Origin of the sequence: Lactobacillus sp. ESL0703, assembly GCF_029433435.1 — a bacterium.
Classification (GTDB): domain Bacteria; phylum Bacillota; class Bacilli; order Lactobacillales; family Lactobacillaceae; genus Lactobacillus.
The window spans coordinates 1-14,676 of the sequence record NZ_JAQTIB010000006.1 but is presented as its reverse complement, the minus strand read 5'-3'; the positions used below and the strand labels follow the sequence as shown (position 1 = coordinate 14,676).

Sequence of the window (14,676 nt, the reverse complement as noted above, 5' to 3'; positions counted from 1 at the left end):
AATAATTAATCATTGAACAATCTTTTATTTTATGTAAGCGCTTGTTTTAGAAAAATATTTTTCAACTACATTTCCTTAGGTGCGTTAACTCCTAACAGACGCAGAGATTCCGTCAAAACAATTGATGTTGCTTCTACTAGCGCTAAGCGGGAAGCGATTTGCTCATCATTGGTCAAAATCTTGACATTGGCATAATACTTGTTGAATTTTTTAGCCAAATCTAGTGCATACTTAGCAATAATTGACGGCTCAAATTTGTCACTGCTGCGGGCAATAATTCGAGGGAAATCAGCTAAGGCTTTAGCCACACTAAAGGACCAGTCATCATTCAATTTCAAGTTGCTTAATTCAGGTTTTTGGTCCATCTTTGCAGCTTTGCGCAATACACTTTGTGCCCGGGCATTTGTGTATTGTACATAAGGACCAGTATCACCTTCAAAACGGACAACTTCTTCTAAGTCAAAGTCAAAGTTATCTGTCCGATCATTCTTTAAGTCATGGAAAATAACGGCACCAACACCAACATCATGAGCAACTTGTTTTTGTTCAGCTAAATCAGGGTTCTTTTGTTCGATTTGCTTTTGGGCAAGTGCAACTGCATCTTTTAATACCTTGTCAAGGAAGACAACGTTACCCTTACGCGTTGATAATTTCTTACCGCCTTGGGTAATTAAGCCAAATGGAACATGGTAAATTTCATCGGCCCAGTCATAACCCATCTTCTTTAGAACTGTCTTAAGTTCCACAAAGTGCTGTGCCTGCTCATTTCCAACCACATATAGCATTTTCACAAAATTATAGCTCTTCATTCGGTAGAGTGCTGCAGCAATATCACGTGTCAAATATACACTAGTACCGTCTGACTTGACAATTAAAGCTGGATTCTCATCCTCGCCCATATCAACAACCTGCGCACCTTGTGACTCATGCAGTAAATCTTTTTGCTTCAACTCATCAATAACTGGTTGCATCTTATCATTGAAGAAGGCTTCACCCTTGTAAGAGTCAAATTCAACACCTAAATCTTTGTAAATACGCTTGAAGTCAACCAATGAAACTTCACGGAACCATTGCCATAACTCAACGGCTTCTGGATCACCATCTTCTAACTTCTTAAACCAAGCACGACCTTCATCGTCAAGTTCTGGATGCTTTTCAGCTTCAGCGTGGAACTTAACGTAGTACTTGAACAAGTTCATGATTGGGTCTTTTTTAACGTCTTCTTCATTACCCCAATGCTTATAAGCCGCAATCAATTTACCAAATTGCGTACCATAATCTCCCAAGAAATTGATTTTTACTGGTGTATAACCAACCTTTTGCAAGGTTTTGGCAATTGAATTACCAATTACGGTTGACCGCAAGTGGCCCATTGACATCGGCTTGGCAATATTCGGGCTGGACATATCAATCGGAACGTTGCCCGTACCTAATTTTTGGTCACCAAAATGTTCTTTTTGGGTTAAAACTTCAGTCAATGTTTGTGAAATTAATTTTTCATGATTAATTGCAAAGTTGACATACGGACCAACTGCTTGAATATTAGAAAAAGCTGGACTAGACAATTGCTCTGCAATTTCTTTAGCAATTTCAGCAGGATTTTTATGCATCACTTTAGCTAATGCAAAAGCTGGAAAGGCATAATCACCCATTTTTTCATTTTTTGGTCGTTCGATTAACGCCGCAATTTTTTCCTTTGGCAAGTCAACTTTTGGTGCCAATAACTCGACTACTTCATTTTTGAAATTCATTTTTACCTCACTTTACAAAAAAAGTCCCTTTCTGCTCATGCAGAAAGAGACGAGTTCTTACCCGCGGTACCACTCTATTTGATACAAAGTATCCGCTTATTAAATTTACTGAATTATCGATTAGACACGCCTTCATACAATTTTACCAACCTGCCTTACACCAGCTGCAGACTCGCTAAATGGAAAATTGCCTACTACTTCTAATCGTTCTCAGCACAAATTATAACAGGAAAAAGAGTCTTAGCCAACTCTTTTTATTTAATTATTCTTCACAATTACTTTGGTACCCGACCTAATATTTTTCATTATCCATTGCGCATCAGGTACGCTTAGACGAACACAGCCATGTGACCCCTGCTGCTTGCCCAATTTCTTAGCTTCTTTCAAATTATATTGACCATTATCTTTAGTTGGCACTGAATGGAACAAATAAACGTCATTTTTATCCCAACTGGTCCAATTGTTGGCACCCTCGTTTAAGTTAGGATTATAAAATGATTCCCCGCGATTGTCTTGAATCTTAAAGGTACCTGTTGGTGTTAACGACTTGCCCTTTTTGAATATCCCGCCGCTAGCCAGCATAGTATAGACACGCCGGTTATTGCGCAAAATATATACTCGGTTGCCCTTAAGCGAAACACGAATCGAGATATCGTTTTCCAATCGTTTAATCTTAGGGTATGGCTTACGTTCGCTTGACTTGCGCCAATTGTACGGCCGACGCAAATCGCTAGGATCTTGATAAGGACGAAAAGAAGCAGCTGTCTTTTTAACTACAGTTTGGTTTGCCTTGGCATTACTTATTTCTTCATGAGTTTGCGGCATTGAAATTCGGGCCAAACTAATGACGCAGATTAAAACTATAAAACAAAAAGTAAGCGGCTTTAATAGACTTTTTTTCATTCTCATCCTTTCTTTCTAACACGTAGTCCTATTTTACAACAAAACCAATTCTATATAACTATTTTAATTTGCATATTTTTTCATTATCTGCGGCAATAGCGCGCTGACTTTGGTCGGTCGGACCACATAATCTGTTCGGGCAATATGATCGCCAGCCAAAGAATGAATGTAAACGGCAGCCATAATCGAATCAAGATTATTACCAAATTGAGCACAAAAGCCGCCAATAATGCCGGCAAGCGTATCGCCCATGCCCCCAGTTGCCATCCCTGGATTGCCTAATGGATTAACAAAGATTGATCCATCCCCGCAATAGACATGCGTGTGATTAGATTTCAAAACCAAAATGGCATTTTTTCGTGGAAATAACTCATTTAGCGCCGTTAAATTAGCGCTATCAGTCTGAAAAGCAATTTTAATCTGACTCAATCGCTGCCATTCCATTTGGTGCGGTGTCAAAATAATTTTACCAACATGCTGGGGAATTAAACTTCGCTTCTCAGCGATTAAATCAAGACCGCTGGCATCCAAAACCAGCGTTTGCTCACTGGTCAAAGTACTGCACAACATTTGCATTAACTCTTGCGCAAAACTACTTAGTCCTAACCCTGGGCCACAAACAACCACATCCATCTTTTTAATTAAAGCTGGCAAATCATGATCGTGCCAATCAATATACATTACTTCTGGGTCACGGGCGTGCAACGCTGATAAATTAAGCGAGTGCGTTGCCACCGCCACTAGACCAGCACCACTATTTAACGTGCCCTCAGTAGCCATAATTATGGCACCACCATAATTTTCACAACCGCCGATTAATAACACGCGACCATAATTACCCTTATGAGTATCACTTGGTCTTTTTTTAATTACCTTAGTTAAAATATCCGCTGGGATTGCAACCATCTTTAACCTCCAAAGAGCCAGCGCCAGAAGCGAACTAAAAAGTTGACCCGCGTTGTCGTTTGAAACGATTTAGCTGGCAGACGCATGCCAGCAGGATTAGTCAGTGAGATTAATTGTTCTGAACCTGCTTTAAATTTATAATCTGTCACTGTTTGTCCAGCCGTTACAGGCGCTTCAACCTGATTATCGGCTAGTTCAACATGCAGCTTAGAACCAGTAAGCGGTGCCCAGATTTCACTATTTTCTTTCATTCCAATATTAACCTGCCGTGCCTTACCATTATGAACCTTCATACTGGTAAGCCCCGTGATTACTTCATTTTTATTAAAAATAATCGGTCGATAATTATGATAGAGATAACTTAATAGCTTTTTAGTTTGAACAAACCGCGAAGGATCGGTGCCATCACGGTGCTCAGCCCCCATCACGACAGTAATAATCCGCGCACCGTTATACTTAGTTGTCGCGATAAAGCACGCACCGGCCGCATCAGTTGTCCCTGTCTTTAAGCCATCAACCTTTAACTGAGGATTATACTGTGACAGCCCCTTAAGCATCCAGTTAAAATTAGCCATTGGTGTTTTCGTAGTCTGATCGACAAAAGCTAAGTGAGCAATTTTAGTCGTTTTAATTACTTGCGGGAAGTCGGCCAGTAAATGTTGCCCCACAATTGCCATATCCTTAGCTGAAAGCTTATTTTCCGCATCACTAGAAGCGCCGGGATAAGCATCTGCACCTACATTTTTATTAGGCAATCCGCAAGTTGTATAGATTTGGGCATCAGTAATTCCCCATTTGGTTAACTGCTTGCGCATCTGCCTAACAAACGGCTGTTGAGCGCCACTGACGGCTTGTGCTAAGAGCATTGCGGCACCGTTCGCTGACTCAATCAAAGTCGCCTGATAGAGCTGCTTAATGCTATATTCGTGGCCCACATGAAGCGGAACATTAGAAAAATCCTTATTGTTGGCAACCCGAATAATCGCGTCGGTCGGTTTCACCTTAGTTTGCCACGTTAACTTTCCTTCTTTGATTGCGGTCAGAGTCAGATAAACCGTAATCAGTTTGGTCATTGAAGCTATTGGCAGCGGCTGATTGATATTTTTACCGTATAATAGCTGACCAGTCTTACTATCAATTGCAATCGCTGACTTAACATTCAACTGCAGTTGATCGGCATGATAGTCGCTCGATACTTGCGTTGCTGCAGAAGCTGGTGCTACTGGTAAAATAAGTAGCACCACCGTTATCAGAGCAACAATAATTTTGTTAAATTTATGCTTAAAAGTCATAAATCCTCCTTAGTCAGAAAAAAATTTTAGATATTTTTCGTTTTATGCTTACATTTTACCAAATTTTTGGTATTATTATTACTGTGTTAAAAATATTTAAGCCCCGATGGCGGAATTGGCAGACGCGCAGCGTTCAGGTCGCTGTTTAGGTAACTAAGTGAAAGTTCGAATCTTTTTCGGGGCATCAGTAAAAGCTAATCTGTATGATTAGCTTTTTTTATTAAATAAAATTGGAGCAAAGGAGCAAAACAATGAAGAAACATTTAACAAAATCACGCGATAAAATCTTAGCTGGTGTCTTGGGTGGCATTGCCGAATATTTCGGTTGGGACAAAGCATGGACAAGAATTATTGGCGGTGCTTTGATTTGCTTCACGGGTTGGGGACTAATCCTTTACATTATCGCTGCCTTTGCAATTCCAGAAAAAGGCAAGCATAATGATGTTTTAGATGGTGAATACACTAAGCGTTAATTAAGCAGTTAATCCATTAATTATGTTACAATAAGGTTCCTTGGCAGGGGCGTACAAAAATAGCTCATCAGCTACTTTTGTAACCAAAAAAGACGCTATCACAATTAAGTGATAGCGTCTTTTCTTATGCTTGAATATGTAATTTTCTTAAAATCGGGACAATCTTGTCACCCAAAATCTTCTGGGCTAATTCAGACTTAATTGCCGCAAAGACGTAGAAAATGCCACCAACAAGAACAGCCACAGCCACAATTAATAATGCCTGCCAGCGAACTACTGGGTTTAACACTAATTCCAAGCCCTTTTCAACTGCTAAAACAAGCAGAAACATAATTATCGAAAATGAAGTAATGCCAATGAAGCGCCGACTAGTCCGACTGCTATTAAAGTTGTAACTTACCTGCAAATGCTTCAAAGCCAAGAAAATAATTACCAGCATCCCCAAGTTGGTTGCTACTAGAGGTCCATAGACTTTAAAGACGTAGACCATTGGGTACTGCGCAATTATTTTGATAATCAAGCCAAGCACGAGATACTTTATTGCCAAACCATTTTCTGACAAGCCCTGCAACACTGCCATTAAAACCGTAAACAGTCCCAGCGAAATCGCTGTAAAAGATGACAAATACAGAATATTCGAACCTAATTTATCATAACCATAAAAGATTGTATAAATCGGTGTTGATATTGCTGCCATTCCAAATGCTGCCGGTATCATGACAAATAAAAATAAGTCGAGCGTATTACCAATTTGTTCGGAAATACCATGGAAATCATGCTTAGCATGGGCTGCTGAAAGCAGTGGAATTGCCGTAACTGCCATTGCACTAGCAAGCGACACAATAATCATAATTAACTTATTAGCATTGAGCGCAAACAAGGCATACCAAGTTTCAATCGTGTTGTAACTTACCTTCACCAAACTGGCAATCATTGGGTGAAAAGTATACTGGTCAACTAAATAAAATAACTGAATACCCGCATCAATAATAATAAACGGAATTGCTTGGGCGATAATTTCACCAAACAGACCCATGGTTGAAACTTCAATTTCATTATTTGAGTTAGCAACAAGGTCATTCAGCTTATGCCGTCTTGAAAACAAAAACCAAACTAGAATTGCAATTCCAAAGACAGCCCCAATTGCCGCCGCTAAATTTGACTGTACAACCGCGTCAACAAACGAGCCATGCTGCACCTGCATGATAACATAAGCAGTTAACAGCATCCACACAACACGGGCAAGCTGTTCCACAAACTGGGATACTGCCGATGGCATCATATCAGTATAGCCTTGGAAGTATCCCCGCATAATACTCAGAATTGGAATAATCAGGATGGCATAAGATAGGCTGCGCATCACCGCGACTTGGCGCGGATCACTGCGTGAACCATTAGAAGCCAGCAGTGGCGATGCAACATACATAATAATTGCCGAAACAATCCCGAGCGCCACCATTAGCATTAGACCCTTACGAAATAATTTGCGGCCAACACCGTATTCATTAAGAGCATTATACTTGGCAACCTGCTTAGCTACTGCCCCAGGAATCCCTGCCGTTGAGATCAAGATAAAAATACTGTAAATATTATAACTTCTAGCTGTCAGCGCGTTAGCAATGTTGCCATACGGCTGCATCCAGATGAACCACGGAATGATGTATAGCGCACCCAAAATCCGCGACGTAATCGAGCCAAAAGTCATCCATGCACTACCCTTAATAAAGGTATCCTGCGTGTTTTGCTCTTTTAAATTATTTTCTTTCATTAAATTTTCCCTAAATCTAGTGTACTAACCATACTATTTTGCAAGCAAAACTGATAATTCTCAATCAGATAACTATCCATTTTAGGAAAAATTAAATTTTATTTTGCAACAATGTTAACAATCTTGTTAGGAACAACAATTACCTTCTTAACATCTTTGCCTTCCAAGAATTTTTGGACATGTGGCAATGCTAAAGCCTGTTCTTGCAAATCATCTTTAGCAGTATCCTTAGCAACCTTGAAGTTGCCACGTAATTTACCATTTACTTGAACCATAATCTCAACTGTTGATTCAACTAACTTGGCTGGATCATAAGTTGGCCATTTGGCAAAGGTAACTGATTCGTCATGACCCATAATTTGCCAGATTTCTTCCATCATGTGTGGTGCAACTGGTGCCATTAAGGTAATGAAGCCTTCTACATATTCTTGTGGAATCGTCTTGGCCTTTTGGGCGGCATTAACAAAGACCATCATTTGTGAAATTGCAGTATTAAAGTGCAATGCCTCAAAGTCTTCGGTTACCTTCTTAACTGTTTCTGCATAAACTTTATCCAGCTCACCATCATTTTCTGGAACAATGTTTTCTTGTGGAATTGGCTTCAAATCTAAATCATTGACAAATAGACGCCAGACGCGATCCAAGAACTTCTTAGTTGAAGCAGGACCATTATCATCCCAATCGATTGAAGCATCAAGAGGTCCCATGAACATTTCATAAGTTCTCAAGCTGTCTGCACCATATTCATCAATCACATCGTCTGGATTAACAACGTTGCCCTTTGACTTAGACATCTTCTCGTGGTTCTTTAAAATCAAACCTTGGTTATATAGACGTTGGAATGGCTCTTCATTTGGTACAACACCCAAGTCATAGAGAACCATATTCCAAAAACGAGCGTAAAGTAAGTGCCGAACTGCGTGTTCTGCCCCACCAATGTACAAATCAACTGGCAGCCACTTTTTAAGCAAGTCATAATCAGCAAGTTTTTGGTCATTATGCGGATCAACGTAACGGATAAAGTACCATGACGAGCCAGCCCAGTTAGGCATTGTATTAGTCTCGCGTTTACCCTTGCGGCCATTTTCATCAACTACGTTAACCCAATCTGTCAAGTTAACAAGCGGACTTTCAGGCGTACCAGATGGCTTAATATCAGTTGCATGCGGTAAAACTAGTGGTAATTGGTCTTCTGGAACTAAGGTTGTTTCGCCATCTTCCCAATGAATGATAGGAATTGGTTCACCCCAGTAACGTTGACGGCCAAATTCCCAATCACGCAGTTTGTAGTTGACCTTCTTTTCACCAACATTGTGGTCTTCCAGCCAAGCGACCATTCTCTTCTTGGCATCATCAACATTCAAGCCATTTAAGAATTCGGAATCAAAGTGGACACCATCACCGGTATAAGCTTCCTTAGTAATGTCGCCGCCCTTAATTACAGCCTTAATTGGCAAGTTGAATTTTTGGGCAAATTCGTAATCACGGTCATCATGAGCTGGAACTGCCATAACAGCACCCGTACCATAAGTTGCTAAAACATAATCTGAAATCCAAATTGGAATTTCTTCATTGTTAACTGGGTTAATTGCATACGCACCCGTGAAGACACCAGTCTTATGCTTGTTCAAATCAGTTCTTTCCAAGTCAGACTTAGATTCAATTTCCTTAACATAAGCATCAACATCAGCCTTGTGTTCAGCTGTTGTAATTTCTTCAACCAACTTGTTCTCTGGAGCTAACACAGCATAGCTGGCACCAAACAAGGTATCAGGACGAGTTGTGAAAATATCAAAGGTCTTGTCAGAATTCTTAATCTTGAAGGTAACTTGCGCACCAACTGAACGACCAATCCAGTTACGTTGCATTTCCTTAACGTTTTCCGGCCAATCAAGATTGTCTAGACCAGCAAGAAGTCGATCAGCATAAGCGGTAATCTTGAGCATCCATTGCTTCATATTACGGCGATAAATTGGGTAGCCGCCACGCTCAGTCTTACCATCAACAATATCCTCATTAGCAACAACAGTTCCTAAATCCGGCGACCAGTTAACTGGTACTTCGGCTTCATAAGCAAGACCATTCTTGTACATTTGCTCAAATGTCCATTGGGTCCACTTGTAATACTTCGGATCACAGGTCGCAATTTCCCGGTCCCAATCATATGAAAAGCCAAGCTTATGGAGCTGCTTTTTGAAAGTAGCGATATTTTCCTTAGTAACAACAGCCGGATCCTTACCAGTCTTTAACGCATATTGCTCTGTTGGCAGACCAAAGGCATCCCAGCCCATTGGATATAAGACGTTATAGCCCTGTGCCCGCTTCATTCTGGCGGTAATATCAGTTGCCGTATAGCCTTCTGGGTGACCAACATGCAATCCCTTGCCAGACGGAAACGGGAACATATCCATTACATAATAATTTTTCTTTTTCGGATCATTGCCCGTTTTGAAAGTATCATTCTTGGCCCAATAATCTTGCCATTTTTTTTCGACGACTTTGTGATTGTACATCTATTCTTCACCTCATAAAAAAAGTCCTATGAAACTAATCATAGGACGAATAATCGCGGTACCACCTAAGTTTCATGCCGCAGCATGACCCTCTAACGCTCCTTAACGCGGCAGCACAACGAAAGGTTATTCTCAGGCTCAGTTCACAATTAGTTTTTTTTAGTCTTGCACCAACCGACTTTTCTCTAAGGAAAAACAACCTTGCTACTAGTTCCTGACCTTTATTTTTTTATCAATAATGATTATAATTTACCACAAATGCTAAAAAAAACAAGGGGAGAAAAACATTTGAGTAATACAACACACGCCAAAAGAGATACAATTGTGCCCGCAACTATCTTTTTGGCTCTTTATACAATTTGGGCAATTCTAGTTTCTTCAGGCAATCAAATCATTCACAAATTTGACCAAGCTGTAATTGGAATTATCTGTAACACCAATCCGGCTAACATCAAATTTGCCACAACCTTTACCAATTTGGGCAACACAAGTGTTATTGTGCTTGAGACGATTATCTTATTTATTATCTTGGTCATCTTTAAAAAGTACGCCTACGCTTTCTTTACGGCGGGAACAATGATTGCAGCCAACGGTTACAATTGGGTTATCAAGCACGCGATTGCGCGCCACAGGCCTTATGTACACCACTTGGTTGCAGCCCACGGCTATAGTTTTCCATCTGGTCACTCTGTTGGTAGTGCGACGTTGTTCGGAATTTTAATTGTTTTAACTATTCTAATGGTCAAAAATAGGGCTGGTAAAACTATTCTGTGTATTATTTGGGCTTGTTTCCCATTATTAATTGGCTACACCCGAATTTTCACACATGTTCATTATCCGTCAGATGTTTTAGGCGGGTTCTTAGAAGGAATTACCTTTGTTTTAATTGGTTATTCTATCCTGTATCATTACTACCTAAAAGAATAAATTGTTAACAAAAAAGCCGACTTCAGTCGACTTTTTTTATTACTTAATTTTCTTCTTGTTTTTTATAGCAAAAGTTAATCAAAATTGAAATTACAATTGCCACCATTGAAACAACGTAGACACCCTTTAAGGCACTAAACAATACTTGCCGCAGCTGCGGAACAAGATTAGCAGCAAGCTCCTTAGCCTTAACTGATGAAACAATCTTATTCATCATTGCCTGTGTCAGATTTGGATGTTTAGCAAGTTGACCAGCAACAATCGTATTGAAAGTAATCCCATAGATTGAAACCATCATTGTTTGTCCTAAATACCGCATCAGCGTATTAAAGGATGTTGCCACACCCACGTTTTCAGGGGCTACCAGGACTTGTGAGCGAACTTGTGATGCGGTTAAAATTGCCCCAAAAGCTACACCATTCATTGTTGCAATAACACAAAATACCCAAAATGGTGTTTGCAGCGGCACAATCAGCAATAGAAAGTCAGCAATTACTAATAATCCCAGCATGCCGAAGAAAGTTTTCTTAACGCCAAAACGCCCAAGCATACTGCCGATTAAGAATGAACCAACAACCCACATTACAGAACTCGGCGTAACCGCAAAGCCGGCAATTGTAGCACTTGTCCCTTTAATTCCCTGCATCCAAGTCGGAATGTAAAATTCAAAACCAATTACAACTCCGGCAATAAATAAGGTAATTAGGTTCAAAGATAAGAACTCTCTGCCTTTGAGCATCGAGAGCGGCAATATTGGGTCATCTGCCTTCTTTTCAACTTGATAAAAGGCAATTGCACTAATTACAATTAAAGCCACTAGAGCCGCAGTTATCAGCCAATTAAGCGAGCCTAATTCTTGCAGTACATACATTAGGGTTAATAATAGAATCGTTAACCAGCAAGTCCCCTTAATATCCAGCTTGACTGCCACTCTTTCTTTTGGTTCATGCAAAAAGAACACAACCAGCAAGAAGGCAATTAAGCCAATTGGGACATTGATATAGAAGACCCAGTGCCAAGACAAGTTTTGAACGATAAAACCACCCAAAAGCGGTGCAATAACAGAAGCTACACCCCAAAAACCAGAATTAAGTCCCAACATCTTGGTCCGCTTTTTCAAAGTGTACATATCAGCAATAATTGTCATTGCAACAGGCTGAACTGCACCAGAACCAAGGCCCTGAATAACCCGGAACAAGATTAACTCCATCATATTGTGTGCCTGACCGCAAAGGGCTGAACCAATGACAAACAACGCAATACCAAACAAAAAAACTGGCTTGCGACCAATGCTATCTGCCAGTTTTCCGTATAAAGGAGTCGATACAGCCGTCATAAATAAGAAAATTGAAACAACCCAGTTCATAATTTCTAGACCATTGAGGTCAGAAACGATGGTTGGCATTGCAGTTGAAACAATTGTTCCTTCAATCGCAGCCATAAAAGTTGTCATAAAAATCGCAAGCGTAACAACTGGTACGTTTGTTTTTTTCATAATGCTCCTCCTTAAAATTATTTATTTTTCTTTACAAAATCCAAGATTGCTTGAACCTTATCAGTTTTCTCCCATGGTAAATCAATGTCAGTGCGACCGAAATGACCATAAGCAGCAGTTTGCTCATAAATTGGGCGCCGCAGATCTAGCATCTTGATAATGCCAGCTGGTCGTAAATCAAAGATTTCACGGACAGCCTTAGTCAACAGCTCATCGCTGACTTTTCCAGTACCTGCCGTATCAATCATCACGGATACTGGATGAGCAACACCAATGGCATAAGCCAGCTGCACTTCACAGCGGTCTGCTAGATCAGAAGCCACAATATTCTTAGCCACGTAACGTGCAGCATAACTAGCACTACGATCGACCTTAGTCGGATCTTTGCCTGAAAAAGCACCACCACCATGACGAGCGTAACCACCGTAAGTATCAACAATGATTTTACGGCCAGTTAGACCAGAGTCACCTTTAGGTCCACCAATAACAAAGCGGCCTGATGGATTAATCAAAAACTTTGTTTGTTCATCCAAATACTCAGCAGGAATTACTTTGTTAATGACTAAATCGATCATTGCTTGGCGAATTTCTTCATTAGTAACTTGGTCATCCGTTTGAGTTGAAATAACAACCGTGTCAACCCGCTTCGGTTTGCCGGCTTCATCATATTCAACAGTAACTTGTGCCTTAGAGTCTGGGCGCAGCCACGTCAATGTTCCGTCTTTGCGAAGTTGTGCAACTTGGCGCATTAACCGGTGTGCAAGTGAAATTGGCAAAGGCATCAACTCTGGCGTTTCCTTAATAGCATAACCAAACATTAACCCTTGGTCACCTGCACCAATTTGGTCCAAATTATCTTCATCAGACTGATTTTCACGTGTTTCTAGTGAATGATCGACACCGTCAGCAATATCAGATGATTGCTCGTCAATATCAACAAGCACCGCACAATTATTGCCATCAAAACCAAGCTCTGGCTTATCATAGCCAATTCGCAAAACAGTTTTGCGGACAATTGACTGAATATCAACATACGCACTCGTGGATATTTCACCAAATACGTACACAATACCCGTGGTAACGATCGTTTCACAGGCTACATGTGCATCTGGGTCTTGAGCAATAATCGCATCCAAAATCGCGTCTGAAATTTGATCCGCAATTTTATCCGGATGTCCTTCAGAAACAGATTCCGAAGTAAATAAACGTTTTTCCATAATAGTCCCCCTGTATAGACAACAGCTATTCGGTTACAAGGCATCTCCACTTACTCAGCGGATCCTCTCAGGACTTGAACCGATAAATATTAAATTGTTTCGTTCTTTTGTATAAAAAAAGACTACCGTAGATTCGGTAGTCTTAGAACGATGGAGGATACAGGGCTCGAACCTGTGACCTCCTGCTTGTAAGGCAGATGCTCTCCCAGCTGAGCTAATCCTCCAAAGTGACCCGTACGGGATTTGAACCCATGTTACCGCCGTGAAAGGGCGATGTCTTAACCACTTGACCAACGGGTCATAGCCTGAATCAAAGCACTCTTACTAGTATACTAGATACATTGCAAAATGCAAGAATTCTTTCTCAATTAGGAAAAATAATATTTAATTAATCCCATAAATAATGGCGGTGCAATTAACACCACCATTATTATGGAGGATACAGGGCTCGAACCTGTGACCTCCTGCTTGTAAGGCAGATGCTCTCCCAGCTGAGCTAATCCTCCGAGGTCGTTGTCATCTCATGACTACTCTTAATACTATAGCAAAAGGTTGAGGACTTGTCTATCTTTTTTTAGCATTTTTTGCAAAATTCGTAATTTTTTACTCCACTATAATTAAAAAGTTAGTAGGCTTAAAACAATTTAAAAGCATTAATAAAGAGAGCAATTATCAAAAGCAATATTGATTATTAACATGTGTTATAAGGAAGATTGAGCTATAAATCATAATATTGATATAAAAAATATTATAAAGAATAACATGAAAAGCACTTGAAAAATTAACCAACAAAAATTGTAGATAATAGAAAATATTTTTCAATAGCAGCACAGATTCTTACTAATTTTGGGTAGAACATTTAGATGTCAACCATAATATGCCCTACTCAAAACTAAATAGTTTAAAATTTGTTAACTATTCCAATTTAGCAACCCAAACTTTAATTTGTCATTTTTACGATCAATACCAATTCATTTTGAATAAAGAACACACAAAACAAGAAAAGTACTTTTTAGCTCATTTTGAATTATTAGTATAATTTCTCTATAAAATTGAATCAAAACTAGGTTTTGAAATATTACATCATCTATATTACTTAACTTCGTGTATATTTATATCAAAAACAAATAAAAAGGCAGTTAAATTTATTTAACTGCCTTTTTAAAATTAATGACGGAGCGTGAGAGATTTGAACTCTCGATACAGGATTAAAACCCGTATACATGATTTCCAATCATGCTCCTTAAGCCACTCGGACAACGCTCCAAAATACTCCGGCTGTCAGACTCGAACTGACGACATCTTGATTAACAGTCAAGCGCTCTACCAACTGAGCTAAGCCGGAATATTAAAAAAAGCACGGCAGCGTCCTACCCTCGCAGGCAGTCTCCCACCAACTACTCTCGGCGTGAAGAAGCTTAACTACTGTGT

10 protein-coding genes, 6 tRNA genes and 1 riboswitch are annotated in these 14,676 nt (G+C 39.9%); of the genes, 3 read left to right on the top strand and 13 right to left on the bottom strand.

What is annotated here, in order from left to right:
* Window positions 1-65: 65 nt before the first annotated feature.
* The 4 genes from argS to PT278_RS07615 all read right to left on the bottom strand — a co-directional run bounded on the left by argS (window position 66) and on the right by PT278_RS07615 (window position 4,852).
* Entirely contained in the window at window positions 66-1,751 is a 1,686-nt protein-coding gene (argS, locus tag PT278_RS07630) for an arginine--tRNA ligase (RefSeq protein WP_277131420.1), read from the bottom strand.
* 258 nt (window positions 1,752-2,009) lie between these two features.
* A complete protein-coding gene (locus PT278_RS07625; protein WP_277131419.1) occupies window positions 2,010-2,654 on the bottom strand; it encodes a L,D-transpeptidase in 645 nt (214 codons plus the stop codon).
* A 63-nt stretch (window positions 2,655-2,717) separates the two neighbouring features.
* Window positions 2,718-3,560 (bottom strand): NAD(P)H-hydrate dehydratase, encoded by an 843-nt coding sequence (locus PT278_RS07620; RefSeq protein WP_277131417.1) that lies wholly within the window; start codon window positions 3,558-3,560, stop codon window positions 2,718-2,720.
* A 2-nt stretch (window positions 3,561-3,562) separates the two neighbouring features.
* Window positions 3,563-4,852 (bottom strand): serine hydrolase, encoded by a 1,290-nt coding sequence (locus PT278_RS07615; RefSeq protein ID WP_277131416.1) that lies wholly within the window; start codon window positions 4,850-4,852, stop codon window positions 3,563-3,565.
* 100 nt (window positions 4,853-4,952) lie between these two features.
* Here PT278_RS07615 and PT278_RS07610 point away from each other — a divergent pair.
* Window positions 4,953-5,036, top strand: a tRNA-Leu gene (locus PT278_RS07610).
* Window positions 5,037-5,103: 67 nt separating this feature from the next.
* Entirely contained in the window at window positions 5,104-5,325 is a 222-nt protein-coding gene (locus PT278_RS07605; RefSeq protein WP_277131414.1) for a PspC domain-containing protein, read from the top strand.
* A gap of 124 nt (window positions 5,326-5,449) precedes the next feature.
* Here PT278_RS07605 and PT278_RS07600 read toward each other — a convergent pair whose 3' ends face one another.
* Window positions 5,450-7,093, bottom strand: coding sequence for a polysaccharide biosynthesis protein (locus PT278_RS07600; RefSeq protein ID WP_277131413.1), 1,644 nt, complete (start codon window positions 7,091-7,093; stop codon window positions 5,450-5,452).
* Window positions 7,094-7,191: 98 nt separating this feature from the next.
* A complete protein-coding gene (gene leuS / locus PT278_RS07595) occupies window positions 7,192-9,606 on the bottom strand; it encodes a leucine--tRNA ligase (RefSeq protein ID WP_277131411.1) in 2,415 nt (804 codons plus the stop codon).
* Between the two features lie 288 nt (window positions 9,607-9,894).
* On the opposite strand from leuS, the gene PT278_RS07590 reads away from it, so the two are divergent.
* Complete coding sequence (locus PT278_RS07590; protein ID WP_277131410.1) at window positions 9,895-10,533, top strand: phosphatase PAP2 family protein; 639 nt, start codon at window positions 9,895-9,897, stop codon at window positions 10,531-10,533.
* 43 nt (window positions 10,534-10,576) lie between these two features.
* On the opposite strand, the gene PT278_RS07585 is transcribed toward PT278_RS07590, so the two are convergent.
* The 7 genes from PT278_RS07585 to PT278_RS07555 form a co-directional block, all read right to left on the bottom strand.
* Entirely contained in the window at window positions 10,577-12,028 is a 1,452-nt protein-coding gene (locus PT278_RS07585; RefSeq protein ID WP_277131409.1) for an MDR family MFS transporter, read from the bottom strand.
* A 17-nt stretch (window positions 12,029-12,045) separates the two neighbouring features.
* Complete coding sequence (gene metK / locus PT278_RS07580; protein ID WP_277131408.1) at window positions 12,046-13,245, bottom strand: methionine adenosyltransferase; 1,200 nt, start codon at window positions 13,243-13,245, stop codon at window positions 12,046-12,048.
* Window positions 13,243-13,330: riboswitch (SMK box riboswitch) on the bottom strand. (Overlaps the previous gene by 3 nt.)
* Window positions 13,331-13,396: 66 nt before the next feature.
* Window positions 13,397-13,469: transfer RNA gene (locus tag PT278_RS07575), tRNA-Val, on the bottom strand.
* A gap of 4 nt (window positions 13,470-13,473) precedes the next feature.
* Window positions 13,474-13,545: transfer RNA gene (locus PT278_RS07570), tRNA-Glu, on the bottom strand.
* 133 nt (window positions 13,546-13,678) lie between these two features.
* Window positions 13,679-13,751 (bottom strand) — tRNA-Val (locus PT278_RS07565).
* Window positions 13,752-14,419: 668 nt separating this feature from the next.
* Window positions 14,420-14,511 (bottom strand) — tRNA-Ser (locus tag PT278_RS07560).
* Between the two features lie 6 nt (window positions 14,512-14,517).
* Window positions 14,518-14,590, bottom strand: a tRNA-Asn gene (locus tag PT278_RS07555).
* Window positions 14,591-14,676: the final 86 nt, after the last annotated feature.